This is a genomic window from Mogibacterium kristiansenii (assembly GCF_009695905.1).
GTDB classification, from domain to species: domain Bacteria; phylum Bacillota; class Clostridia; order Peptostreptococcales; family Anaerovoracaceae; genus Mogibacterium_A; species Mogibacterium_A kristiansenii.
In genome coordinates this window covers 1-25,063 of record NZ_VUNA01000018.1, presented here as the reverse complement: position 1 = coordinate 25,063, position 25,063 = coordinate 1, and the positions used below count along the sequence as shown (strand labels likewise).

General features: G+C 51.8%; 18 protein-coding genes. 13 read left to right on the top strand and 5 right to left on the bottom strand.

The features are described from left to right. Window positions 1-14: 14 nt before the first annotated feature. Genes FYJ65_RS08160 through FYJ65_RS08145 form a run of 4 tightly spaced genes read left to right on the top strand, consistent with a single transcriptional unit; the run spans window position 15 to window position 3,745 of the window. On the top strand, window positions 15-1,058 hold the full coding sequence (locus FYJ65_RS08160) for a chorismate synthase (RefSeq protein WP_154554834.1): 1,044 nt from the start codon (window positions 15-17) through the stop codon (window positions 1,056-1,058). Next, on the top strand, window positions 1,048-2,496 hold the full coding sequence (locus FYJ65_RS08155) for a shikimate kinase (RefSeq protein WP_206157374.1): 1,449 nt from the start codon (window positions 1,048-1,050) through the stop codon (window positions 2,494-2,496). The genes FYJ65_RS08160 and FYJ65_RS08155 overlap by 11 nt, the downstream gene beginning before the upstream one ends. A 44-nt stretch (window positions 2,497-2,540) precedes the next feature. After that, window positions 2,541-3,194: a hypothetical protein gene (locus FYJ65_RS08150; protein WP_154554832.1), complete on the top strand. Its 654-nt coding sequence runs from the start codon at window positions 2,541-2,543 to the stop codon at window positions 3,192-3,194. Further along, window positions 3,191-3,745: a TetR family transcriptional regulator gene (locus FYJ65_RS08145; protein ID WP_154554831.1), complete on the top strand. Its 555-nt coding sequence runs from the start codon at window positions 3,191-3,193 to the stop codon at window positions 3,743-3,745. The genes FYJ65_RS08150 and FYJ65_RS08145 overlap by 4 nt, the downstream gene beginning before the upstream one ends. Before the next feature lie 87 nt (window positions 3,746-3,832). Here the strand turns inward: FYJ65_RS08145 and FYJ65_RS08140 are convergent, their stop codons facing one another. From FYJ65_RS08140 to gpmI, 3 genes are all read right to left on the bottom strand, one after another. Further along, window positions 3,833-4,045: a hypothetical protein gene (locus FYJ65_RS08140; protein WP_154554830.1), complete on the bottom strand. Its 213-nt coding sequence runs from the start codon at window positions 4,043-4,045 to the stop codon at window positions 3,833-3,835. A 542-nt stretch (window positions 4,046-4,587) separates the two neighbouring features. Further along, complete coding sequence (locus FYJ65_RS08135) at window positions 4,588-5,472, bottom strand: YitT family protein (RefSeq protein ID WP_154554829.1); 885 nt, start codon at window positions 5,470-5,472, stop codon at window positions 4,588-4,590. Between the two features lie 71 nt (window positions 5,473-5,543). Beyond that, complete coding sequence (gpmI, locus tag FYJ65_RS08130; RefSeq protein WP_154554828.1) at window positions 5,544-7,064, bottom strand: 2,3-bisphosphoglycerate-independent phosphoglycerate mutase; 1,521 nt, start codon at window positions 7,062-7,064, stop codon at window positions 5,544-5,546. 119 nt (window positions 7,065-7,183) lie between these two features. On the opposite strand from gpmI, the gene addA reads away from it, so the two are divergent. Continuing rightward, window positions 7,184-10,678, top strand: a complete 3,495-nt coding sequence (addA, locus tag FYJ65_RS08125; RefSeq protein WP_154554827.1) for a helicase-exonuclease AddAB subunit AddA — start codon at window positions 7,184-7,186, stop codon at window positions 10,676-10,678. A 240-nt stretch (window positions 10,679-10,918) separates the two neighbouring features. Here addA and gdhA read toward each other — a convergent pair whose 3' ends face one another. After that, window positions 10,919-12,265 (bottom strand): NADP-specific glutamate dehydrogenase, encoded by a 1,347-nt coding sequence (gdhA, locus tag FYJ65_RS08120; protein WP_154554826.1) that lies wholly within the window; start codon window positions 12,263-12,265, stop codon window positions 10,919-10,921. A gap of 364 nt (window positions 12,266-12,629) precedes the next feature. Here gdhA and FYJ65_RS08115 point away from each other — a divergent pair, with 364 nt between their 5' ends. From FYJ65_RS08115 to FYJ65_RS08090, 6 genes are all read left to right on the top strand, one after another. Continuing rightward, window positions 12,630-14,954 carry an ATP-dependent helicase gene (locus FYJ65_RS08115; protein ID WP_154554825.1) on the top strand — a complete coding sequence of 775 codons (2,325 nt, stop codon included), beginning with the start codon at window positions 12,630-12,632 and terminating at the stop codon, window positions 14,952-14,954. After that, on the top strand, window positions 14,954-16,918 hold the full coding sequence (gene ligA, locus FYJ65_RS08110; RefSeq protein ID WP_154554824.1) for an NAD-dependent DNA ligase LigA: 1,965 nt from the start codon (window positions 14,954-14,956) through the stop codon (window positions 16,916-16,918). Before FYJ65_RS08115 ends, ligA begins: the two co-directional genes overlap by 1 nt. A 54-nt stretch (window positions 16,919-16,972) precedes the next feature. After that, complete coding sequence (gene mgtE / locus FYJ65_RS08105; RefSeq protein WP_154554823.1) at window positions 16,973-18,364, top strand: magnesium transporter; 1,392 nt, start codon at window positions 16,973-16,975, stop codon at window positions 18,362-18,364. A 30-nt stretch (window positions 18,365-18,394) separates the two neighbouring features. Further along, window positions 18,395-19,261 carry a transketolase gene (locus FYJ65_RS08100; protein WP_154554822.1) on the top strand — a complete coding sequence of 289 codons (867 nt, stop codon included), beginning with the start codon at window positions 18,395-18,397 and terminating at the stop codon, window positions 19,259-19,261. Next, window positions 19,261-20,205 carry a transketolase family protein gene (locus tag FYJ65_RS08095; protein WP_154554821.1) on the top strand — a complete coding sequence of 315 codons (945 nt, stop codon included), beginning with the start codon at window positions 19,261-19,263 and terminating at the stop codon, window positions 20,203-20,205. The genes FYJ65_RS08100 and FYJ65_RS08095 overlap by 1 nt, the downstream gene beginning before the upstream one ends. Window positions 20,206-20,538: 333 nt before the next feature. Then, window positions 20,539-21,894 (top strand): peptide MFS transporter, encoded by a 1,356-nt coding sequence (locus tag FYJ65_RS08090; RefSeq protein WP_154554820.1) that lies wholly within the window; start codon window positions 20,539-20,541, stop codon window positions 21,892-21,894. A gap of 164 nt (window positions 21,895-22,058) precedes the next feature. Here FYJ65_RS08090 and FYJ65_RS08085 read toward each other — a convergent pair whose 3' ends face one another. Continuing rightward, on the bottom strand, window positions 22,059-22,688 hold the full coding sequence (locus tag FYJ65_RS08085; RefSeq protein ID WP_154554819.1) for a hypothetical protein: 630 nt from the start codon (window positions 22,686-22,688) through the stop codon (window positions 22,059-22,061). A gap of 255 nt (window positions 22,689-22,943) precedes the next feature. Here FYJ65_RS08085 and FYJ65_RS08080 point away from each other — a divergent pair, with 255 nt between their 5' ends. Together FYJ65_RS08080 and ndk are read left to right on the top strand one after the other, a co-directional pair. Then, the gene (locus FYJ65_RS08080; protein ID WP_154554818.1) at window positions 22,944-24,257 is read left to right on the top strand and encodes an ATP-binding protein; all 1,314 of its coding nucleotides are present in this window, start codon (window positions 22,944-22,946) and stop codon (window positions 24,255-24,257) included. A gap of 78 nt (window positions 24,258-24,335) precedes the next feature. Beyond that, window positions 24,336-24,740 carry a nucleoside-diphosphate kinase gene (gene ndk / locus FYJ65_RS08075; RefSeq protein ID WP_154554817.1) on the top strand — a complete coding sequence of 135 codons (405 nt, stop codon included), beginning with the start codon at window positions 24,336-24,338 and terminating at the stop codon, window positions 24,738-24,740. Window positions 24,741-25,063: the final 323 nt, after the last annotated feature.

Here is a 25,063-nt window from a genome sequence, read left to right as displayed (position 1 = left end):
ACGGAGAGTGTATTATGAAAAAAGAATTTGGAGAAAACCTGCGGGTTGAAATCTACGGGGAATCCCACAGCGACCGAATCGGCGTGATTGTAAAGGGCTTGCCGAGGGGTGCGGAATTCCACCGGGAGAAGCTGGCGGATTTCATGGCGCGACGAGCACCCGGGAAAAAAGGCGGCAATCGAATCGCAGATTCGGCGGCAACGGCTCGAAAGGAGCCGGATCGGGTGGTTTTTCTGCGAGGAATTCAGGAGGCGGAAGCCGGTAAGGCAATCCTCACAGGAGAGGAGCTGGAGGCATGCATTTACAATACCAACCGTCGCTCCGGGGATTACGATGAACTTCGGAAGGTGCTGCGGCCGGGGCATGCGGATCTGGGCGCGTACCTGAAGGAGGGACCGGAAGGGCTTCGCCCCGGCGGAGGTCGTTTTTCCGGCAGAATGACGGCACCGATGTGCATTGCCGGCGGAATTGCCCTTCAGCTTCTGGCAAAAAAAGGAATTTCCGTGCATGCAGAGTATACCGAAATCGGCGGGAAATCGGAACCGAAGGAAATCGAACAGGCGCTGAGCCGTGCGGCGGAAGAGAAGGATTCCCTGGGGGGCATTGTTTCGTGTCGGGTATCCGGATTCCCGGTCGGAGTGGGCGGTGCCCTGTACGAAGGCTTAGAAGGTGCCATCGCCTCCTCGATATTTGCCATCCCGGCGGTCAAAGGCATTGAGTTCGGCAGCGGTTTTGAAGGAAGCCGGATGCGGGGGTCGGAGAACAACGATCCCATCCTTTTGCGGGACGGACATCTAATCACCGAGACAAATAATGCCGGCGGCATTAACGGCGGTATCAGCAACGGCATGGATATCGAATTCCGGGTGGCGTTTAAACCGACGCCCACCATCGGTTGCGAACAGCGGACGGTGAATATCCAAGAAATGAAAGAAACGGTATTGTGCGCCGGCGGACGCCATGATGTATGCGTGGTCCCTCGGGCGGTTCCGGTGGTGGAAGCGGCCGCGGCACTGGTTTTATTGGATGCTTGGATGGGGGAAGGCGATGAAAGATAGAAGAAAATACGGCGTAATCGGGAGACATATCTCCCACAGTCTCTCCCCGGAGCTCCACGGGATTTTCGCCCGATATACCCGGCCCTATGACTACGAGCGGCTGGATCTGGAGGAGCACGAACTGGAGGGCGTGATTCGGAATACGGAATACAGCGGTTTTAACGTGACCAGCCCCTACAAGCGAGCGGTGATTCCGTTTCTGGATGAACTGACACCGGAGGCGGAGGCTCTTCAAGCGGTAAACACCATTCGACGCCTGAGCAACGGGCGCCTGGTGGGGCACAATACGGATGTGTACGGTTTCGAGAAGCTGGCGAAGGAGAAACGGATTCGAGGCCGGAAGGTTCTGGTGCTGGGAACCGGAGGGGCATCCTCCGCCATCTGTCAGGCCCTCCGGAATCTGGGGGCGAAAGAAATTATTCGGGTGTCCCGGAACCGGCGGCCGGAACCGGACTGCTGCACCTACGACGAGCTGAACCGCCATCCGGATGCGCAGGTAATCGTGAATTCGACGCCTGTCGGAATGTATCCCAACAACGGGCATTCTCCTTTGGATGGGTGTTCCGTGAAGTGGACGGATTTCCAGCAGCTGGAGACGGCGCTGGATGCCATCTACAACCCGTACCGCACGAAGTTTCTGATGGATGCGGAAGAAGCGGGAGCCGAAGTGGAATCCGGGCTGGCCATGCTGGTATACCAAGGACTGCGGTCCGCACAGATCTGGGGAGAGGTGCCCCGCAGCGGAAAAGGTCGGCGTATCGTGGCGGAGCAGACCCGTGGAGAGAATGGACGAAAGAAAGAAAAAAAGAAAAGATCCATTCCGGTAGATCTGGGACGGGAGGCGATGAAAAGCCTTCTGCGAAAGCAATTGAACATCACGGTAATCGGCATGCCGGGAAGCGGGAAATCCTCCATCAGCCGGCAAGTGGCAATTCGCACCGGGAGAACTTTCGTGGATCTGGATCGAGAGATTAACAAAATCTACGGGATGACTTCCGGAGAAATGATTCGCCAATATGGAGAAGATTATTTCCGGGAACGGGAAAGTGCCACCCTGAAGAAGTACTGCCGGGGGAACGGAATGGTAATTTCCACCGGAGGCGGAATCGTGGTTCGAGAGGAGAATTGGCCGGTGCTGCGGGAGAACAGCCTGGTGGTGTACTTGGACCGTCCCCTTCATCAACTGGCGAAAAAAGATCGCCCGATGACCGCCGCCCTTGGGGTGGAGGAACTCTACCGCCAGCGCGGCTGGAAATATGAGAAGGTGGCGAATCTGGTAATCTCCAACAACCGGGAATTCGGCCTTCGGGAAAAAGAAAAGAAAAAAGCAAATGCGAAGATTCGGCATCAGAATTATTACATGGAAGATATCCGGCGCTTCGCCAATCAGGTGAAACGGCGAGTGGCGAAGCATATCAACGAAAGTATCAATCGCTGATGTGCCGGATCCGGGAGAATTCAACAGAGTAAAGGATGGAAGATATGACCAACAAGAAAGATGTATTGTCGGAAACCTTCATTTGGGAAGGAAAAGAAGAGAATGAAGAACCGGAAAACCGGGAATCCATCGAAATCATTTTGGCGCGAGGGGTGATGAACACGCGGGCAATGATGAAAGAAGGGGACGAGGAAGTCCAGATTGTGTGCATGTCGGAAGTCATGGGCGGTTGGACGGAAGCCTTCGAGACCCTGTTCGAGAATCAGAAGGATGAGGCCTTTGTCCGGGAAATCTGCATGGAAATCGAACAGAACCTGATTTCCGAAGTGAAGGATCTGGGTGAGGAGATGCTGACGATTTTCGAGCACATGGACATGATGGATGCACTTCCGGAAATCTGCCCGGCGGAGCTGGAAGTGCGGTATCTTCTCACATCGGATAACGACATTCGGGTGGAAGTCGGCAATGAGTTCCTGGACCGGATGATGGAGGTGCAGCTGGAGGATCCGGAGATCGATGAAGATCTGGCGGAGGCGTTGCATCAAGAACTGGTGAGCCTGCTGGAAGCCGCGACAAAGCTGTATGTAATCTATCGCGGAGAGCTGTGCCGTCGCAAATGGGAGCTGGCCATCAATATTAACTTTGAAGATCCGGAGAAATTTCGGGAATTGAAGGAAGAACAGCAGGAAGAAAAATGATTCGGACAAAGGAAATTATCCGGGACGCGTTCTGGGAACTCCTGGAGGAAAAACCATACAACAAGATTACGGTGCAGGATATTGTCAATCGCTGTCAGGTGAATCGAAACACCTTCTACTACCATTTTCAGAACATTCCGGCGTTGATGGAGGAGTCCGTCAAAGAGTGGATGGAGGATGTGATTCACCGGTACGGCAATCTGGAATCACCGGCATATTGTTTGACATATATTGCCGGGGAGTGCATGAAACGGAAAAATGCCTTTCTGCATCTGTTTCGCTCTGCCCAAAAGGATGTGTTCCTTTTCAGCTTGAACAAGATGGCCTGCGGCGTGGTGAAAGCGTATGTGGATGAAGAAGAGGAGTACAAGGGAAGTTCTTCTGAGGAAAAGGAAAGAGTCATCCGCTGCTATAAATGCTTGTTTGTGGGGATTATCTTGGACTGGCTGGAGGAAAATGCCTCCTTTGATTTGCCGGAATTCTGCGAGGAGATCTGCAGAACTCTGGCAGAATCTGCTCCCCATATGATGGGGAGATACCCGAACGAATAGAAATGTAGAAAAGGTAGATAGGGGGGCGGACAATCTCTTGGTTTATTATAGACTGTCCAAGAAATTGCCCGCACCCCATCTCTCACTCTATACTTCTTTGTTATTGTCAGATGATGTCCCATCTTTCCTATTTTTTACTAAAGACGCTGCATGGTACGAAAACAATCCGGATAGAAGTCCCAGCATAGTCTGAACAGCCGGAAACGAACAAGAGCTTTTATTTTCAATAAACATCATCAAAGCAATTGCAATGATCAATATGCCGACTGTATATAAATGATCGTCGCGATCTTCACTCATATTTCTGCCTCCTTTTTTATACTGCTTTGTTTTAATTCATGTATACCATACTTCGAATATATTATCAAGGACTCGCCAACAGAGAGATTTGCTGCCGCCCTCCGACTGTCCAATTGAATTATCTGCTTCTCGTGCGAGCAGTCCCATATGCCTAGAAAATTGAGAGCGGTTCACGCTTTTTGACGCAAAAACGAAATTCAGCGTGAATGCAAATTGCCGTTTGGGTGGGATTCTAATTTTGAATCTCCGGATTATCACTGTTGATTCACGCTAAAAAGTCGATTTACTTCAAACGGCGTGAACATTTTTCGAACAGAATTTTTGAAAGCAAGAATCTGCATGACGGAATCGGATAAAATGGGAAATTCATTCACGCTGATTTGCAGGAATTGCGAATTTAGCGTGAAGTCGTCTCAAAATTCTAGGCATATTAAATTTACATCATCGCAAAAACTCTAATTGTTGGCCGTGAGAGTTCAGAACCAACAAAAGGAGCTCTGCCGAGTGGGCAGAGCTCCTTTTGTCTAAATGTTTAAATCGTCTTAGTCCAAGAATCGTTTCTCGAAGTTTCCAATCACTCGTGCGTTTTCCACGATGATTACGAACGCATGAGGGTCCAGCTCGGCGATGATGCTCTGAAGAATCGGCTCCTCATACTTGGAAAGAACCGTCACCAGAATGTGGGAATCCTCCTTCGTATAGCCGCCGGCACCTTCCCACAGGGTGACACCGCGGTGCATCCGCTGGGTGACCGCATCCACCATGCCTTCCTTCTTGGTGAAAATCATGGCCTGCATCTGGATGTTCTGGATGTGAACGCGGTTGATGCAGAGGCCGGTAACTACCGAAAATACGATGGAATACAGTACGGTCTGGATGTCATAGATGAACAGGCAGACTGCGTAGATGCAGAAGCTGATGATGATTCCGACGGTGCCCACCTTGAAGTCCGGACGCGTCTTGGCCATGCAGACGCCGATCAGGTCCTGTCCGCCCTGAGAGCTTCCGGCACGAAGCACCATTCCGGCGCCCACACCGGCGCCCAGACCGCCCACGATGGCAGCCAGCATCGGATCGCTGACAATCGGCTTGGCCGGAATCGGAATGATGGCCAGCAGTGCCGAAGCCATTGCGATGGATATCAGCGTTTCCAGGCAGAACTTCTTGCCCATTACCTTGTAAGCCAGCAGGAAGAACGGAATGTTGATGGCGAAGTAGATGATGCCCATGTAATCCAGCCCCGGAATTTCCGGAAGGTGCAGCACGTTCAGCAGAAACAGACGGATCAGCTGAGCAATGCCGGTAAAACCGCTGCTGTAGAAGTGTACCGGGTTGATGGCCAGATTTACGCCCATCGCGTAAATCACATTGCCCACCACAACAAGCCCGACCTTGCGGGATAATCTCTTATACGTTGACTCGTTCATATTATTTAGTTTTCCTCTTTCTTATAATCTCGTATGCTCGATATGCAGCACTAAGAAACACAACCGCGGGATTAAACCAGCACATCTCCCTTCATCTCCGACGGAACCGGAAGTCCCATCAGCGTCAGAAATGTCGGGGTGACGTCTGCCAGCTTTCCCTCGTTCACTGCAAAAGCCTGCGGCTCATTGCAGATGTGGCAGCATGGAACTCGGGAAAGGGAATGCTTGGTGACCGCATTGTCCTTGTCGTCCAGCATGTAATCCGCATTTCCGTGATCCGCAATCAGGAGAATCTGACCGTCCTTCGCCAGGATGGCGTCCACCACTTGTTCCACCAAGCCGTCCAGCACCTCAATGGCCTGAACCGTCGCCTGAAAATTCCCGGTATGTCCCACCATATCCGGGTTGGCGTAGTTCTGGATAATCACATCGTATCGATCCGATGCGATGGCCTCCAGCACGCGGCGGGTCACCTCCGGAGCACTCATCTCCGGCTGCAGGTCGTAGGTAGAGACCTTCGGGGAAGGCACCAAAATCCGGTCCTCTCCCTCTTCCGGCGCTTCTTTGCCGCCGTTGAAGAAGAAGGTGACATGGGCGTACTTTTCCGTCTCGGCAATTCGCAGCTGCCGCAGTCCGTGGGCGGCGATGACGCTTCCCAGGGTCGGTTCCACTACTTCCGGCGGGTATGCCAGCATAACATTCGGCATGGTGGCATCGTACTCCGTCATGCACACGTACGTCAGATTCTGTACCACTTTTTTTCGGGTAAAACCATCGAAATCTCCATCCACCAGTGTCCGGGTAATTTCCCGCGCACGGTCCGGCCGGAAGTTGATGAAAATCACGGAATCCCCATCCTGAATCGGCTGCGGAGTAATGACGGTTGGTTTTACAAATTCATCGGTTTCATCCTTTGCATAGGATTGTGCCAATGCTTCTTCCGGAGAATCGGCGTGAAGCCCCTCCGAAAGCGTCAGCGCATCGTAAGCCAGCTCCAGTCGGTCCCATCTCTTGTCCCGGTCCATCGCATAGAATCGGCCGGAAATCACACCGAATCGTCCCAGTTCGATTTCGTGAATGTGATCCTCCAGCTGCTTGAGATAGACATCGGCACTTTTCGGTGGAACGTCCCTTCCGTCCAGCCAGCAATGCACGATGACGTCCTTTACATGGTGTTCTTTTGCCATGTCCAGAAGCGCCAAAAGATGACGGATGTGGCTGTGAACGCCGCCATCCGACAGCAGCCCCATAATATGGAGCGTATGACCGGACCCCTCCGCCGCGTTGCTCATTGCTTTTACCAGAGCCTCGTTCTGAAAGAAAGATCCGTCCTCGATTGCCCGGGTAATCCGCGGCAAATCCTGATAGATGACATTTCCGGCACCGATATTGGTGTGACCCACTTCGGAATTGCCAATCTGTCCCTCCGGCAGCCCAACCGGCTCCCCGCTGGCATCCAGCGTGATGAAGGGGTACTTGTGAAACAATGCGTCCAGATGAGGCGTGTTCGCGGCAGCAATGGCGTTGCCATGCGCTTCCTCGCGAATTCCGAAACCATCCAGAATCAACAACATTGAAGGTCTGTGTTTCATGAAATAACCTCCTGTCCCTTATAGAAATAACCTTCTAATAAACCATTGATAGTATATCACAACTCATATTGCACGCAAAGAAAATATAAATATAATAATATTTATAGCAGGAGGAAACTATGGGCGTACATTTTACAGAAGATCAACAGAGAGCAATCGATACATTGGATAAAAGCATTCTGGTCTCCGCGGCGGCGGGTTCCGGAAAGACGGCGGTTCTGGTGGAGCGGATTATTCACATTATCCTGGAGGGAAAAGCCAACGTGGATGAGATGCTGGTTGTGACATTTACCAATGCGGCGGCGGCGGAGATGAAGCTGAAGCTTACCCGGGCCATCCGGCAGCACATGAAGGACGTGCCGGAGAGCGCTCCGGTGATGAATCGGCAGCTGAATCGGATGTATCGTTCCTACATCTCCACCTTCCACAGCTTTGCGCTGCGGGTGATTCGGGAATTTTTCTATAAAATCGACCGGGAGCCGACCTTCCGTATCTGCGATGAAACCCAGAGTCAGCTCCTTCAGATGGAAGCCATGGACGAGCTCTTTGAGGAGTGTTTTGAGAATGACGGATATATTGAAGGGGGGTCCTTCCGGGACTTCCTGGAGCACTACAGCAGCGACCGAAACGAGACGGCGCTGATGAACGAAATGATGGACACCTACGCCAAACTCCGAAGCCTGCCGAACTATTTTCGCTGGGCCTTCGAAAAGGCGGAGATGCTGCGTTTTCCGGAGTCGGGGTCCATGGCGGACTCCCCCGTATACCAAATGCTCTTAGCGCGGGGAAAGACGGAGTTGGATGAGGCCCTGAAGGATTGCGAAAAGCTGATCGATATGCTGGACCGGAACGGCATCGCCTCGCTGGTGGCCATCGCAAACAAGGATTACGAACAGCTGGAAGAGCTGCGAGACTCCTTGGAACACGCCGACGGCCCCGATGCTTCCGCCTGGGGGGCGGTGAAATTCGCCACCTTTCGGGTGAAGAAAGAGGAGAAGGACGAATACGCGGACATCAAGGAGTACTGCACGGATTTGCGGGACCGGTACAAGAAGCGCATCAAGGACTTCAAGAATAAATTCATGGACCCGAGCCCGGAGACTCGGTTCCGGGAGATGGATGCCGCCTACGAATACACGGTCTATTATCTGAAGCTCCTGCAGGAGTTCGAAAAGCGGTTCGATGCGAAGAAGCAGGCATCGGATTTGGTGGACTTCAGCGATATCGAGCACATCACGGTGCGCATTTTGGAAGACCCGGAAGTGTCGGACACCCTTCGGAAGCGGTTCCGATTTATTTTTATCGATGAATATCAGGACACCAACAAGCTGCAGGAATACCTCATATCCAAAATCGCCCGGCCGGACAATCTCTTTAAGGTGGGCGATGTAAAACAAAGTATCTATGGGTTCCGGCAGTCCGACCCGAAGATTTTCATGGATACGCGGCGGGAGTACGAGAAGGAAGAAAACACCGATTCCATGGTCATCGACCTGAACAAGAATTTCCGAAGCAACGGTGCCACCATTCAGTACATCAACGATGTTTTTGAGGGGATTATGCCGGGGTATGACGATAATGCGAAGCTGTATCAGGGATTGAAGGGAGACGATCGGTTCAACCTGAAGTCGGAGGCACATATTCTTCTGGAAGAGGACAACGGGGCGGCGGATGAGCCGGTGGAGGTGGATGACGACGGGGAACCGATTCCGAAGCTGGAAGCGGAGGCCGCTTATATCGCCAAGTTGGTAAACGGAATCATCGGCACCACGTTCTACGACGGAAAGCAGGGGGTTCGGAGAACCGCCACCCCGCGGGATATCGTCATCCTGTGTCGGAGCACCAGCCGAAGCGCCGATGTGTTCTACAAAGCCATGCTGGAACAGGATATTCCGGCTCATGTGAACGACGACCAGGGGTATTTCGATACGGTGGAAATCCACCAGGCCATGGCGCTGCTGAAGCTCCTGGACAACGGACATCAGGATGTGCCGCTGATCGGCATCCTTCGGTCGGAGATTTTCGGGTTCAGCCCGGAGGAACTGGCGAAGGTGCGAATCGCTTATAAAGAAAATGGGCAGAGGGGAGCGTACTATAAGGCCTTCGAGTACTGCTTGAAAAATCCGGAAGCATTGGCGGACGATGCCCTGTATGAGAAGCTTCGTCAGGCAGAGGAGAAGCTGGAGGAATGGCGCTACCTCTCCAACAAAATGCCGCTGGATGAATACATCTGGTACGTGCTGACGGAATCCGGCTACTATCTGTACGCCGGCGCCATGTACGGCGGCAGACAGCGCCAGGCCAATCTGCGGATTCTGGCGGAGAAAGCCCGGGGCTACCAGGAGAACGGAGTCGCCTCGCTGAATGGCTTTATCCGCTACGTGGATATCCTCCGAAAGCAGAATGTGAAAACCGGACAGGCGGCCATGATTAGCGAGGATGCGGATGTGGTCCGCATTATGACCATTCACAAGAGTAAAGGCTTGGAGTTCCCGTTCGTCATCGTTGCGGGAATGGGCAAGCAGCTGCGGGGGGATAATCTGGGGAAGGGATTCATGTTCGATTCCGATATGGGTGTCAGCCTGTCCTATGTGAATCGGAAGGACAAATTCTGGAGAGCAACCCTTCTTCAGAACCTGATTATGGAAAAGAAGAGGGATGAGGGTTTCCAAGAAGAGCTGCGAGTTCTGTACGTGGCATTGACCCGAGCCAGAGAAAAGCTGATTCTGGTGGGAACCGCCAAATCCCCGGAAAAACTGGAGCGGGGCCTGCCGGGCAAAAGCAGCTACTACGAGGTCATCAAGGAGAAACTCTTTATTCCGTCGGTGGAATATCGGTTCGCACCTTTCCCGAAACAGCTGCTGACCCGGAAGCGAAACCTCTTCGAAGAATTTCAGAAGGAGCGAGACCGGTTCCGGGGCGATACCAAGGCGGAGCAGGCGGCGGAATTGGTGGCACAGCGACTGGACTACGAATATCCGGATGCCCGAGGCCTGTCCACCAAAGCGAAGTATACCGTCAGTGAAATCCGCACCCTTCGGGAGGACTCCTTCCGAAAGCGGCGCATCGATCTGGAAGAGCCGGAATTCCAGAAATCCGGCAAAATCACCGGTGCGGAGATCGGTACCGGTTACCACCGCATCATGGAGCGGCTGGATTTCCGCAAAGCCTTTGCCGATGGCGTCGTGGACGAGGAATACATCCGGCAGGTGGGAGAATCGCTGATGGACAAGGGGGCCATCTCCCCGGAAATCTTCGAAGCTTTGGATCTGAACATGATAAAAAAATTCTTCGCCACGGATATCGGCAGGCGGGCATCCGAAGCCGCGGGCAGAAACCGGCTGTGGAAGGAGAAACCGTTCACCCTCCGGACGGAAGTGGAAGACCAATCCGTGCTGGTACAGGGTGTTATCGACTGTTACTTCCGGGAAGGAGACCATATCATCCTGGTGGATTACAAGAGCAATCGCGGTTCGGAAGAAGAGTCCAAAATGAAGGAAATGTATCAAGAACAGATTCGCCTGTACCGGATTGCCCTGGAACAGGCGGCCGGACTTCCGGTCACGGAAGCGTACCTGTACATGCTCCGCGCCGGGAAAACCATAGAATTATAAGAAAAACCTGCATGCGATCGGCAACCGCTTGCGGATTGGGCTCAACGCCCCAATCCGCAAGCCAAGATTGCCTCCCGCATGCAGGTTTTTCGTTGCGGCCTCCGGCGGCAATGTGAAGATTTTGCTCCCCGATACGAAGATACAAGGCCTAACCAAAAGTATAGAACTAAAAAAAGAGAGCTGCAACTGCAGCTCTCTTTTGAGTCTTCAATGAAGTGAATCGATAATCAAAAGGTTCGATTATACAATACCCTGCATCATCATAGCATCTGCTACTCTTTCGAAACCGGCAATGTTTGCACCGGCTACGAAGTTCTCACCCAGATTGTACTTAGCGCAAGCTGCTTCAGTAATCTCGAAGATGTGAACCATGATGCCTTCCAGTTCCTTGTAAACTCTTTCCTTATCCCAGATGAGGTGCTCAGCGTTCTGTGCCATTTCCAGGCAAGAGCATGCTACACCACCGGCATTTGCAGCCTTGGAAGGACCAACAACTACGCCGTTCTCCTGCAGATAAGCGATAGCTTCGTTGGTTGTAGGCATGTTAGCACCTTCAATGAGGTATCTAGCGCCGTTCTTAACCATTTCCTTCGCCCAGTCAAGAGTGATGTCGTTCTGCATTGCGCATGGCATGTACAGATCAGCCTTAACTTCCCAAGGTCTCTTTCCAGGGATGAACTTAGCGTTCGGGAACTTCTCTGCGTATGGAGCACAAGCCATTGGGCTGTTTGCTCTCAGCCAGAGCAGCATCTCGATCTTCTCTGGTGTGGTGATACCTTCCTCGTCCAGGATGTATCCATCCGGTCCGGAGATTGTGATTGGCTTTGCACCCAGCTCTACCAGCTTGGTAATAGTTCCCCAAGATACGTTACCGAATCCGGAAACTACTACAGACTTGCCTTCCAGAGTCTCACCGAAGTGCTTCAGGACTTCTCTTGCGAAGAATACAATACCGAAACCGGTAGCTTCTGTTCTTCCGTTCAGACCGCCGTTGGTTGTTCCCTTACCGGTCCAAGTTCCGTCGTACTGTCTGGTAATTCTCTTGTACTGACCCATCATGTAGCCGATCTCTCTGCCGCCTACACCCATGTCACCAGCCGGAACGTCTACGTTCGGACCAATGTGTCTGTACAGCTCGGTAACGAAGCTCTGGCAGAATCTCATAACTTCAGCATCAGACTTGCCAGCCGGATCGAAGTCGGAACCACCCTTGCCGCCGCCGATAGGAAGACCGGTCAGGGAGTTCTTGAAGATCTGCTCGAATCCCAGGAACTTCAGGATGCCAGGATATACGTTAGCCTGGAATCTCAGACCACCCTTGTACGGTCCCAGTGCACTGTTGAACTCGAATCTGTATCCTCTGTTAACGTGAACTTCGCCGTTGTCGTCAACCCAAGGAACTCTGAAGGTAATGCTTCTTTCAGGCTCGATCAGTCTTTCAACCAGACCGGCCTTCTCATATTCCGGATGTGCTTCCAGAACAGGCTCGATAGAAGTCAGTACTTCTTCAACAGTCTGAAGAAATTCTGGTTCATGTGGATAATTTTTCTTAGCAATGTCAATGTACTTCTGTGAAATATTAGCCATTTTCTTCTCCTTATAAAAAACTAAATATACTTGCGATTGACTCTTTCCCAATCGCACTTTGATTTTAGCACTCTCGATATGCAGTGTCAATGCACGTGAAAAAAGTATACAATCTAGAGACAAAACACAATCTAGAAAGTGATTCCAATTCTTACAACGTGAAAGAACCCCTTGCACCGCCGTTAAAATCTTTTGTTTTTATCGCTATTATGCTAAAATAAAATGTCGATAGAAAAAACAAATCCGTACCGTCGAAAACATTGAAAACGGCGAGACTCGGATAGATTCTTTTACAGACGGTCAGATATTTTTACGCCCGCATTCCTGCGGACGCAATTTATACATATATTTAAGGAAGAGATTAATGGATTTATCAAATCTGAACAGCGAACAACAGAAAGCAGTGAAGCATATTGACGGGCCACTTTTGATTTTGGCCGGAGCGGGAAGCGGGAAGACCACCACCATGACCCATCGAATTGCGTACATGATTGAGCAGGGCGTGAACCCGGCCCAAATTATGGCGGTGACCTTTACCAACAAGGCGGCCGGAGAGATGCGGGATCGGGTGGAAAGCCTGGTTCCACGGACCCGGGGAATGTGGATCATGACCTTCCATGCCATGTGTCTTCGGATGCTTCGATATCAGTGCGAGGTGCTGGGATATAAGACCGGTTTCACGGTGTACGATGAGACGGACCGAAAATCCCTGGTGAAGCGGATTATGAAGGCCCTGGAAATCAACGAAAAGACCTATCCCGTCAGCTATGTAATCAGCGTCATCAGCAATGCCAAGGAGCGGGAGCAGAATTCGGAAAAATATATTGCGGAGAATTCCGGAGACTTCCGAGCGAACACCGTGTATCAAGTGTATCGGGAATACGAGAAGGAAATGATGCGGAATAACGCCATGGACTTCGATGACCTGATTCTCAACGGGGTGCGCCTCCTGGAAGCGGATCCGGAGATTCTGGCATATTACCGAAATCGGTTTCAATACATCATGGTGGATGAGTATCAGGACACCAACTACTTGCAGTACAAACTGATTCACCTGCTGTCCAAGACCAACCGGAACCTCTGTGTGGTGGGGGACGACGATCAGTGCATTTACCAGTGGCGAGGGGCGGACATTCGGAATATTCTGGATTTCGAGAAGGATTTTCCGGAGGTGACTACCATCAAACTGGAGCAGAATTACCGCTCCGACGGAAATATTCTGAACCTGGCCAACTCCGTCATTTGCAACAATAAGGGCCGGAAGGAGAAGGCTCTGTGGACGGAGAAAAAGGACGGAGCGAAGATCACCTACCGTCGACTGCCCGACGAGAAGCAGGAGGCCTGGTATATCGGCAGTGAAATCGATCGCCTGCACGAGGCGGGATATCCCTACAGCGATATGGCGGTGCTGTATCGGAAAAACGCCCAGTCCCGAGCATTTGAAGAGAAATTCTCCTTCCGGGGAATTCCGTACCGGGTGCTGGCGGGACTGCGGTTCTATGACCGTAAGGAAATCAAGGACGTGATGGCCTACATGCACCTGGTGGAAAATCCGGATGACGATGTGGCCATGCTGCGGGTTATCAACGAGCCAAAGCGGGGCGTTGGAGCAAAGACCCTGTCCGGCATTCAGGCCTATGCCTCCGGATACCGAATCAGCATTTACCGGGCTCTTTGCGAGGCGCAGGTGATGGCATCTCTCCCAAAGAAGGCGGGAAAGGCCCTGCAGGAATTCGTGCAGATGATTCAGGATCTTCGAGGGGAACTGGACAATCTGACTCTGGTGGATCTGTACGACAATATTCTAAACCGTTCCGGTTATCTGGGCGCCTTAGAGGCCGCAGATACGGTGGAGGCGGACGGACGCATCGAGAATATCATGGAATTTAAATCCGTGGTGGCGGAGTTCGAGAAGAGCCTGGAGAACGGAGACGAGGCAGCCCATCAGGAGGAGCTGAGAGAAGAACGGGAAGCCCTGGCCAAAGCCGGATTTCCGGTGGATGAGCCGACACCACTGGCGGCCTTCCTGGAACGGATTACGCTGATGTCGGATATTGACAATCGGGATGAGTCGGAAGATGCGGTGGTGCTCATGACATTGCACAGCGCCAAGGGATTGGAATTTCCGATTGTATTCATTCCGGGAATGGAGAACGGGATTTTCCCGGGAACCGCTTCCTTTGATGAAGAGGGGCGGCTGGAAGAGGAACGGCGCCTTTGCTACGTGGGAATCACCCGAGCGAAGAAGAAACTGTATCTCACCGGGGCGGAGACCCGGATGTTGTACGGCCGGACGGATTACACGTCCGAATCCATGTTCCTGGACGAGATGGACAAGCAGTACATCGACGGTGAGACCGTGAAGGAACGCCAGGCGAAACAGGGAGGCATTGCCGGAGACGGTGGGCTTTTCGGAGATTATTTTTACAAGGGAAGAAGCCACGGCACGGAGGATGGATATTCCGGACCGGATGGCGGGAAGCCTTTTGACAGTCTGGGATATGCGAAGAAGCAGACTCGGAAGAAGTTCTCCAACGAGGGCCTGGAGGCCGGCGATAAAGTGCGCCACCCGAAATTCGGAGAAGGAATGCTGATTGAGGATTCGGGAAAAATCCTTACCATTGCCTTTGATTCCGTGGGAATTAAGAAAATCGGCAAGGGTTTTGTAAATATTGAGAAGGTAGATTAATGGAAGATATCAGAAAGAGAATCGACGAGCTGACGGCGCAGCTGAACGAGGCCTCCCGGGCCTATTACGACGACGCCAGCGAGATCATGACCAATTACGAATACGATGAGCTGTACGATGAATTGCTGCGGCTGGAGGCAGAAAGCGGATACATTCCCGAGGACAGTCCGTCTCAGAACGTGGGTTATACGGTGCAGTCGGAACTGCCGAAGGAGCGTCACGCTCGGCGGATGCTGAGTTTGGATAAAACCAAGGATCGGGAGGCGCTGCGTTCCTGGCTGGGCGACCGGGAGGCGCTGCTGTCCTGGAAGCTGGATGGTCTGACGGTGGTGCTGACCTATGAAGAAGGAAAGCTGGCCAAGGCGGTGACCCGCGGAAACGGCGATGTGGGCGAGGTGATTACCCCTAACGCCCGGGTATTCCGGAACGTGCCCCGCACCATTCCCCATCGGGGACATACGGTGGTACGAGGAGAAGCGGTGATTCGCTACGAGGATTTTGAGAAAATCAACGCGGCCATCGACGATGCGGATGCGAAATACAAAAACCCGCGGAACCTGTGCAGCGGCAGTGTACGCCAGCTGGACAGCCGGATTACGGCGGAGCGAAACGTGAACTTCTACGCCTTTACCTTGAGTGAGGCGCCGGAGGTGGACTTCGAGAACAGCCGGGAAGTCCAGATGAAATGGATGGCGGAGCAGGGGTTCGACGTGGTGGAATACCGGAAGGTGGACCGAGAGAATCTTTTGGCGGCCATCGATGAATTTGAAACGCGGATTCCCACCTTTGAGATTCCGTCGGACGGACTGGTTCTGACCCTGGAGGATTTGGCATATTCCGCTTCCTTGGGAACCACAGCGAAGTTCCCGAAGGATGCCATGGCCTTTAAATGGCGGGATCAGCAGGCGGAAACGGTGCTTCGGGAAATCGAGTGGAGCCCGTCCCGCACGGGACTGCTGAATCCGGTGGCAATTTTTGATCCGGTGGAGCTGGAGGGAACCACGGTTCGCCGGGCATCGGTGCACAATATCAATATAATGGAAGATTTGAAGCTGGGCATCGGAGACCGAATTACGGTGTACAAAGCCAATATGATCATTCCGCAGATCAGCGGGAACCTCACCAAGAGCGGCAGCTTCCACATCCCGGAGACCTGTCCGGTGTGCGGTGGAGAGGCGCGGGTGCAGTCGGACGGCGGCACCAAAGTGCTGACCTGCACCAATCCGGACTGCTTGGCGAAGCAGGTAAAAAGATTTTCTCTCTTCGTCTCCCGGGATGCCATGAATATCGAGGGGCTTTCCGAGCAGACTTTACTGAAGCTGATCGGCATGGGATGCATTCGATCCTTCCCGGACATCTTTGAACTGGAAACGTACCGGGAAGAAATTATAGAAATGGACGGTTTTGGGGAGAAATCCTGCAGGAATCTGTTGGACTCCATCGAAGCTGCGAGAAATACCACGCCGGCTCGGGTGCTGACGGCCCTGGGAATTCCGGGGGTAGGCGTCACCATGGCGAATCAGATTGCCCGTGCCTGTCGAAATCGGTGGCAGACCATTCAGGCGTTGACGGAAGAGGAACTGCTGGATATCGACGGCGTGGGAAGCGTGATGTCAAAGGATTTTGCCGGCTTCTTCCGAGAACCGAAGAATGAGAAAATGGTGAATCGACTGATTGCTAAGCTGCATCTGGACGAATCCTACGAGGAGCAAGGTAGCGGATTGGTGGGAAAGGTGTTCGTCATTACCGGTTCCCTCAATCACTTCGGCAACCGAAAGGAACTGAAGGCGGCCATTGAGGCAGAGGGCGGAAAGGTGGCCGGAAGCGTCAGCGGCAGCACGGATTACCTGATTACCAACAATCCGGAATCCGGTTCCTCCAAGAATCGGGCAGCTCGGGAGCTGGGCGTGTCGATTATCACGGAGGAGGACATCTTGGGGATGATCGGACAAAGCGAAGCGTAACGAAATTGTTTTTATAAATTGTTTTTACATACTATACGGAAAGGGGGAGGAACTATGGATAATTCGATTCAGGATATGGACGAAACTTTTGAATATTCGGAAGAGAAGATTTTCAGCCTCCTGGAGGAGAAAAAGTATTTCCAGTGTCGGGATGAACTGCTGAAGTTCAATGCGGTGGATATCGCGGAGATGCTGGAAGACGTCATGCGGGAATACGACATGCAGAAAGCGGTGGTGCTGTTTCGGACTTTGCCGAAAGACGTGTCCGTTGAGGTGTTCCCGAACATGGATGTGGACAATCAGGTGGAAATCATTAATATCATCACGGATCCGGAAATTCAGTACATTCTGGACGAGCTGGATTTCGACGATATGATCGACGTGCTGGAGGAGCTTCCGGCGAACCTGGTGGACAAAATCCTGGAGAAAACGCCGAAGAATGAGCGGCGGCAGATCAACACCTTCCTGCGGTACAAGGAGAACAGCGCCGGCTCCCTGATGACGCCGGACTACATCGAGCTGCGGAAGGATATGACGACCAAGGAGGCGCTGGCTCACATCAAGGAAGTGGGCATGGATTCGGAGACGATTTACACGGCCTACGTGCTTTCCGGGGGGAGAAAGCTGATCGGCATCGTGTCTCTTCGGTCGCTGGTAATCGCACCGGATCACGAGAAGGTGTCGGAACTCATGCATGAAGACATTATTCTGGCTCACGTGGACGATGACCAGGAAGAGGTATCGGACCTGTTCAAGCGGTACGGTTTTCTGGCGCTGCCGGTGGTGGATAACGAGGGCCGCCTGGTGGGCATTATCACCGTCGACGATATTCTGGACGTCATCGAAGAGGAGATGACGGAGGATATCGAGCGTATGGGCGGTGTCATCGATTCCACCGACAAGGAATATCTGGACATGCCGGTCATGGACCACGTCAAGGCGGAGTTGCCGTGGCTGCTCCTGTTGATGTGTTCCTACTTCATCACCGGCGGGCTGATTGCCCGGTTCGAGGATGCCCTGTCCTCTGTGGTGGCGCTGGTGGTATACATGCCGATGCTGATGGGCACCGGCGGAAACTCCGGAACCCAGACCACTACCCTGGTGGTGCGGGGAATGTCCACCGGCGAAATCGAAATGGGAGACGCCCTAAAGGTATTCTGGAAAGAGTTCCGAGTGAGCATCGTGATCGGCATCTGCGTCAGTGCGGTGAACTTCGTGCGAATTATTTTGCTGGACCATAACGGCACGCTGGTGGCTCTGACGGTGTGCGTCTCCATGCTGCTGATCGTCATCATTGCCAAGTGCTTCGGCGGGCTGCTTCCGATGGGGGCAAAAAAAATCGGCATCGACCCGGCATTGATGTCCGGACCGATGATGGCATCCCTGACGGATATGGTATCGTTGGGCACGTATTTCATCATGGCAAAATATTTCCTGAATTTATAGCTATGGACAACCTATTGCTATATGAATATAATGAATCTATGTTTGCACAAGCAAGAACAGGAGGAAGTTGTGAGTAACAGAAATTATGATGAGCTGAAAGAAACAGCTCGCAAGATTCGTGTGGATGTCATTCGCGCAATCCACGAAGCCGGTTCGGGCCACCCGGGTGGTTCCCTGTCCGCAACGGACATTCTTACGGCGCTTTATTTCGATACCATGAATATCAATCCGGAGAATCCGAAGATGGAAGGTCGGGATAAGTTCGTGCTGTCCAAGGGACACGCAGTACCGGCGCTCTATGCGACTCTGGCAGAGAGAGGATTCTACGATGTGGAAGAGATGATGACCCTGAGAAAAATCGGAAGTCACTTCCAGGGACATCCGAATATGCATAAAGTTCCGGGACTGGAGATGTCCACCGGTTCTCTGGGACAGGGTTTCTCCGTTGCGGTTGGTATGGCGACGGCCGGAAAGATGGACGGAAATCCGGGCAGAGTGTATGCTCTGTGCGGAGACGGCGAACTGCAGGAAGGCATTATCTGGGAAGCGGCGTTGTCCGCAGCGCATCGGAACCTGGACAACCTGGTGCTGATTGTGGACTGGAACGGCCTGCAGATTGACGGAAAGGTAGATGACGTAAAGAAGGTAACGCCGCTGAGCGGAAAGTTCCAGACCTTCGGATGGCACGTGATTAACGTGGACGGACACAGCTTCCCGGAAATTTTGGCGGCGCTGGATGAAGCCAAGACGGTAAAGGGACAGCCGACGGCAATCATCGCTAAGACCCATAAGGGCCACGGCGTATCCTTCATGGAAGATCAGGCCGGATGGCACGGCAAGGCGCCGAACGACGAGCAGTTCCGGCAGGCAATGGAAGAACTGGGAGGTGTACAGTAATGGCAGATGTAAAGAAGATTGCAACCAGAGAAGCGTATGGTGAATTTCTGGTGGAAGAGGGTGCCAAGAGACCGAACCTGGTGGTAATGGATGCGGACCTTTCCGGTTCCACAAAGACAAAGAATTTCGCAAAAGCATATCCGGAACGTTTCGTGAACTGCGGTATTTCGGAGCAGGATCTCTATGCGGAGGCCACCGGAATCGCATTGTCCGGTCACGTGGTATGCGCCAGCACCTTTGCCATGTTCGCTGCCGGAAGAGCCTATGAAATCATTCGAAACTCCATCGGATATACCGGCGCAAACGTAAAAATCTGCGCGACCCATGCGGGAATTACCGTCGGTGAAGACGGTGCCAGCCACCAGACTTTTGAAGATCTGTCCCTGATGAGAGAGATTCCGGGCATGACCGTACTGTGTCCGGCAGATGCTGTCAGCGCGCGCAAGCTGCTGGAAGCGGCTGTGGATTTCGACGGTCCGGCATACATCCGTCTGGGAAGATCCGGCGTTCCGGTGCTGTATTCTGATGAGCAGGCAGAGAAGATTCAGATTGGAAAAGCGACTCAGCTGAGAGAGGGTTCTGACGTGACCGTTATCGCAACCGGCATTCTGGTAGCCGATGCGATGGCCGCTGCAGAAACTCTGGCAGAAGAGGGTATCTCTGCGCGCGTTCTGGATATGCACACCATCAAGCCGATCGATGCAGAGGCAATTATCAAGGCAGCACAGGAAACCGGTGCTATCGTAACGGCAGAGGAGCATTCCGTTATCGGCGGCCTGGGCAGTGCTGTGGCAGAAGTGGTCGTGCAGAACGCACCGTGCCGAATCGAGATGGTGGGTCAGAAGGACACCTTCGGCGAATCCGGAAAGCCGGCAGAGCTGCTGGAGAAATACGGCATGACCGCAAGCGACATTGTAGATGCAGTAAAAAAAGTTTTGAAATAGCAAAAATTCCCCTTGACAAATGAAATTTTGTGAAATGGTTAATAAAATAACTGATAGATTTCCAATAGATAACAAAAAAAGTATTAAAAATTTGCATAGAATCAAAAAAAGCTTTTAAAAGTGTTTACAATGTGAAGCTATGGTGATAGAATCACAGAGTAGGATTAGACCATGGTCTAGCCATAGTTTAATTACAGCCTGTGTCCCATCGAATTTGAGATATTTTTATTCAATGGGTGTGGGAATAACCAAGGCTTTGTCAGGTTCGAGACAAAGGAGCCTGATGTAAATTATTCATCATTTATCGTTATTTCTTTAGGAGGTAAAAGTAAAATGGAAACTGCAAAAAAAGGTAAGCCATTTGGGTTTTATGTCTGCGCACTCGGTTTCACATTCGAGCGTATGGCATTCTACACTGTAAAGTATCTGCTGGCCATTTGGATTGCGACTAACACAACATCCGGTGGTCTCGGACTTGACGATGCGAAGGGTGCGGCCATCTCCGCTTCTTTCGTAGCATGGACCTACATCACACCGATGATCGGTGGATATCTCGCTGACCACTTCATCAGCCCAAGACTGTGCGTACAGATTGGTATGCTGCTGATGGGTGTTGGCTACATCATTTCCGGAATGGCAACAGATTTGAAGATGGTATGGGTAATGATCGTTCTCGTTGCTGTTGGTACCGGTTTCTTCAAGGGAAACCTGTCCGGCGTTAACGGACTTCTGTTCTCCGATCAGGAAGAACTGGACGAAGCATTCTCCATTCAGTATTCTTTCGTTAACATCGGTTCCTTCATCGGAACTACTTTCATCGCCGTTCTGGCTACCAGCGGAAAGATGAGCTTCACCGGCGTATTCACACTGTGCGGTGCGTTGCTGATCATCGACCTGATTTGGTTCACCGTCGGTGGAAAGAAGGCTCTGGGCGAAGCCGGCAAGACTCCGTTCAAGAAGGATACCCGTGAATTCGTATCCGAAGAGAAGAGAGCTGCAGCAGCAGCTCCGCTCACATCCGGAGACAAGAAGAAGGTTGTTGCTGTCATCCTGCTGACCCTGCTGTCTGCAGTATTCTGGATGCTGTGGTACATGGCTTACATGCCAGCATACTACAGATTCGGTTATGGTGATGGAGATGCCTTCCTGAACAAGGCTAACTGGTACATCGGAAGCTTCCAGATTCCTACATCCTGGTTCGACTCCGTAAACGCTCTGGTTTGCATCATCCTGGGACCGGTTCTGGCTGTGGTATGGCGTAAGCTGTCTCAGAGACCACAGGGCGACATGTCCATGTTCAGAAAGACCGCTCTGGGCTGCATCCTGCTGGGTGTTTCTTACCTGGTAATGGTAGTTGCGAACAACATCGCCGGTGACAACGGTCAGTGCTCCGTAATGTGGCTGGCTCTGGTATGCTTGCTGATGTCCGTAGGTGAGATGGTATTCTCCCCTCTGGGTAACTCCTTCATCTCCAAGTTCGCTCCGGCTAAACTGCTGGGTCTGCTGCTTGGTGTATGGCCAATCGCCGTATTCCTGGCTCAGCAGCTGTATCCAAGACTGTATGCTTTCCTGAACACCATGGACTTCACCAAGGGTTACGGCGGCTGCGCAGTTGTAGTAATCGTATTCGGTGCAATCCTGTGGGGATTCTCCAACAAGCTGGAATCCTGGGGTACTTCGGAAGAGTAATCTGCACTGCAGAAACAGGTTTATGATTTTTAATTAAGATAGAATGATGAATTATTGGAAGGTGTTACGTGCTTGCATGTAACACCTTCTTTTGTTGCTTGAAAAGCAAAGAACTAAAAAACGGGATAGTTTTCAATAACTATCCCGTAAATATTCGTGAGAACTTATTTTCTGTTCAGCAGGTAGTTCCAGTCGATGCTGTCCTGCGGATTGTCTTGCAGATTGGAGGTAGCTGCCGGACCGGAAGCGCCGAGGAATGCCCGGCCTACGGTGCCGGTTGCGGCTTTGCCGATAATGTCCAGCTTCGGCGTAAGTATCGGAGCCAGAGATTTCAAAATCATTTTATACGCTTCAAAATCTGCATCGGCAGACTGCTTCTTATACTTGTCCGCTTTTCCCAATGCAAAGATTTCGCTCAAGTTATCGGTGTCAGTAATCTTCTTAGCGTATTCGTAAATCTTATGCTGCTGTTCTTTGGAGACTTTTGCGGTCTCAAAGCTGAGATAGCGCAGGCTCTCTTTTACTCCATAAGCAACAATCATTGGAACCGCGTCCATCGAAATTTCCTCTGTCTTATAGAAAAGACTGTTGACGAGTACGTGGTCGTATGCCGGATACTCAGCCGGAAGCTCACTGCCTTTTCTGCAGCTTTCCCCATCAATAATGATATAATCTGCGTCTGCGAGCATCTTCAGCTCCGCAGCGACGGCATTCAGGGTAACCTCACCGGTTCCCAGAAGTGCGAGTTCCATCGGATGGAGTTCCGCTGCTTCGGTACGTTTAAAGTTGAACATGCTGTGACCTCACTTTCGTATAGTGATAAGAGTTATTTTGACGGTATTATGCAATTGCATTTGCAACCGCCAAATTCTTCGTATATAGAGTATACCCCCCATAGAATGTTTGCAATAGAAATGGGAGAATCTTAATATTAAGAATACTAATATAGAAAACGCGCCTATTGAAAAAATCGGAAGTCTGAGATATCATAGATAAGATACTTTTACAATGATTAAGAGAATTTTGGAACGAGGGAAAAGAGATTAGCGATGTACAAATTAGTATCGAAATTAGTAATCTACCGAAATATCGGGAAGGATTCCATCCTGTTTCGCATGGCGGACATCTGCCGGGATTTCGATTCCGGAAATTACGAGCCGGCTCATCTGACGGACCGGATTTTGGATGAGATTCACGATTTGATGGATGTGAGCACTGCCTACGGTTTTGACCGGAATCTGTGGCAGAACTATCTGGCATACCTGATTGCCATGACGGAGAATCCGTTCACGCTGGTGTCGGAGAAGAACGGCAGCGTGGAGGGAACGGTGAACGACTTCGCCATGAACGACTTCGCTATTTTCAAGCAGCTGTTCGATTACGACTTTACGGAAATGGAGCAAGCCCTAGGGTTGAATTGCTTCCGGCTGATCACGAATTACAGATCGGTGCCGAAGAAAGAACAGTTCTTCAACCGCAACGTGAGCGTTCGGGTGTGCCGACTCAGCGAGGACATCGACCGGGCGGAAACCGTGGAAGAAATGTACGATATCGTGATGGAATTCTATCGTCACTACGGCGTGGGAAAATTCGGAATGAACCGAGCCTTTCGCATTGCGGTGCAGGACGGCCGACCGGAGATCGTGCCGATTACCGCCACCGGCGGTGTGGTGCTGGGCGACTTGGTGGGCTATGAGCGCCAGAAAAAACAGCTGACCGACAACACGGAAGCGTTCCTGAGCGAACAGCCGGCCAACAACGTGCTTCTGTACGGCGATGCCGGTACCGGCAAATCCACCAGCATCAAGGCACTGCTGAATCACTATTATGACCGGGGACTTCGGATGATTGAAGTGTACAAGCACGACTTCAAATACCTGCCGGAAATCATCAGCATTATTAAGAGCCGAAATTATCGTTTCATAATTTATATGGACGACCTGTCCTTTGAAAGCGCAGAGACGGAATACAAGTACCTGAAGGCGGTTATCGAGGGCGACCTGGAGGTGCGTCCGGACAACGTGCTGATCTACGCCACGTCCAACCGCCGCCACCTCATTCGGGAAAGCTTTGCGGACCGACAGGAAACCGATGCCAACGACGTGCACAAGAACGATACCATGGCGGAGAAACTGTCACTGTCTGCCCGCTTCGGCGTCAGCATCGCCTACTACAAGCCGGCGCATCAAGAATACCACGACATCGTACGCACTTTGGCGGAGCGTCAGGGCGTAAATCTTCCGGAGGAAGAGCTTCTGCTGGAGGCCGATCGCTGGGCAACGCGCCACGGCGGAGAATCCGGAAGAGTGGCACAACAATTCGTGGATATGCTCGCCGGTAAAAATAATTCGGAAAGGGCGTAGGCAACCGAAATCGCTAATGAACGGTCGGAAAACTTTGCGGCCGTGAAAATATTTTTTTATATAATTAGGAGGAAAACTATGGCACAGGAGAGAACTTACATCATGCTGAAGCCGGATTGCGTACAGCGCGGCCTGATGGGCAGAGTGATTGCTCGAATTGAGGACAAGGGGTACAAAATTACCCAGGCGAAGATGATGACGCTGAGCGAGGAGATTTTGCGGGAACATTACGCACACGTGGCGGATCAGCCGTTCTTCCCGGGTATGCTGGAATACATGACATCCGGCCCGGTTCTGGCGATGATTGTGGAAGGTGAGAATGCGGTAAAAGGAATGCGGATTCTCATGGGTGCGACCAAGTTCGAAGACGGAACGGCCGGCACCATTCGCGGGGATTTCGCTTCCAGCACCACATATAATCTGATTCATGGATCGGATTCCGTGGAGAATGCGGAAATCGAAATCAAGCGTTTCTTCGGCTAGGAAACAGGAAGTATGGCGTGGACGAGGTAAAATTGCTTTTGCAACTAATCCATTTCAAAAAAAGTTTTAAAAAGTTGTTGACAAGTGCCTGTAACGCGCGTATAATTTTATCTTGTCGTCACCGAAAAGCGAACGCTTCTCGGAGGCGCAGCGTGCAGGCTCCAAGGCTTTTATGGCATTGGACGCGCTCGTGAGTACTGAAAACTTTTTAAAAAAGTTTGAAAAAAGTGCTTGACAAGAGCCAACTGAAGCGCTATAATGAATAAGCTGTTTCAAATGAGACAGCAAGAACCTTGAAAACTTCATAGTGCAGAACCGGTCAA

What these genes read in the sequence shown, in the direction of transcription:
- FYJ65_RS08160 (WP_154554834.1), top strand. Translation starts at nt 15, where the DNA reads ATGAAAAAAGAATTTGGAGAAAACCTGCGGGTTGAAATCTACGGGGAA.
- FYJ65_RS08155 (WP_206157374.1), top strand. Translation starts at nt 1,048, where the DNA reads ATGAAAGATAGAAGAAAATACGGCGTAATCGGGAGACATATCTCCCAC.
- FYJ65_RS08150 (WP_154554832.1), top strand. Translation starts at nt 2,541, where the DNA reads ATGACCAACAAGAAAGATGTATTGTCGGAAACCTTCATTTGGGAAGGA.
- FYJ65_RS08145 (WP_154554831.1), top strand. Translation starts at nt 3,191, where the DNA reads ATGATTCGGACAAAGGAAATTATCCGGGACGCGTTCTGGGAACTCCTG.
- FYJ65_RS08140 (WP_154554830.1), bottom strand. Translation starts at nt 4,045, where the DNA reads ATGAGTGAAGATCGCGACGATCATTTATATACAGTCGGCATATTGATC.
- FYJ65_RS08135 (WP_154554829.1), bottom strand. Translation starts at nt 5,472, where the DNA reads ATGAACGAGTCAACGTATAAGAGATTATCCCGCAAGGTCGGGCTTGTT.
- gpmI (WP_154554828.1), bottom strand. Translation starts at nt 7,064, where the DNA reads ATGAAACACAGACCTTCAATGTTGTTGATTCTGGATGGTTTCGGAATT.
- addA (WP_154554827.1), top strand. Translation starts at nt 7,184, where the DNA reads ATGGGCGTACATTTTACAGAAGATCAACAGAGAGCAATCGATACATTG.
- gdhA (WP_154554826.1), bottom strand. Translation starts at nt 12,265, where the DNA reads ATGGCTAATATTTCACAGAAGTACATTGACATTGCTAAGAAAAATTAT.
- FYJ65_RS08115 (WP_154554825.1), top strand. Translation starts at nt 12,630, where the DNA reads ATGGATTTATCAAATCTGAACAGCGAACAACAGAAAGCAGTGAAGCAT.
- ligA (WP_154554824.1), top strand. Translation starts at nt 14,954, where the DNA reads ATGGAAGATATCAGAAAGAGAATCGACGAGCTGACGGCGCAGCTGAAC.
- mgtE (WP_154554823.1), top strand. Translation starts at nt 16,973, where the DNA reads ATGGATAATTCGATTCAGGATATGGACGAAACTTTTGAATATTCGGAA.
- FYJ65_RS08100 (WP_154554822.1), top strand. Translation starts at nt 18,395, where the DNA reads ATGAATCTATGTTTGCACAAGCAAGAACAGGAGGAAGTTGTGAGTAAC.
- FYJ65_RS08095 (WP_154554821.1), top strand. Translation starts at nt 19,261, where the DNA reads ATGGCAGATGTAAAGAAGATTGCAACCAGAGAAGCGTATGGTGAATTT.
- FYJ65_RS08090 (WP_154554820.1), top strand. Translation starts at nt 20,539, where the DNA reads ATGGAAACTGCAAAAAAAGGTAAGCCATTTGGGTTTTATGTCTGCGCA.
- FYJ65_RS08085 (WP_154554819.1), bottom strand. Translation starts at nt 22,688, where the DNA reads ATGTTCAACTTTAAACGTACCGAAGCAGCGGAACTCCATCCGATGGAA.
- FYJ65_RS08080 (WP_154554818.1), top strand. Translation starts at nt 22,944, where the DNA reads ATGTACAAATTAGTATCGAAATTAGTAATCTACCGAAATATCGGGAAG.
- ndk (WP_154554817.1), top strand. Translation starts at nt 24,336, where the DNA reads ATGGCACAGGAGAGAACTTACATCATGCTGAAGCCGGATTGCGTACAG.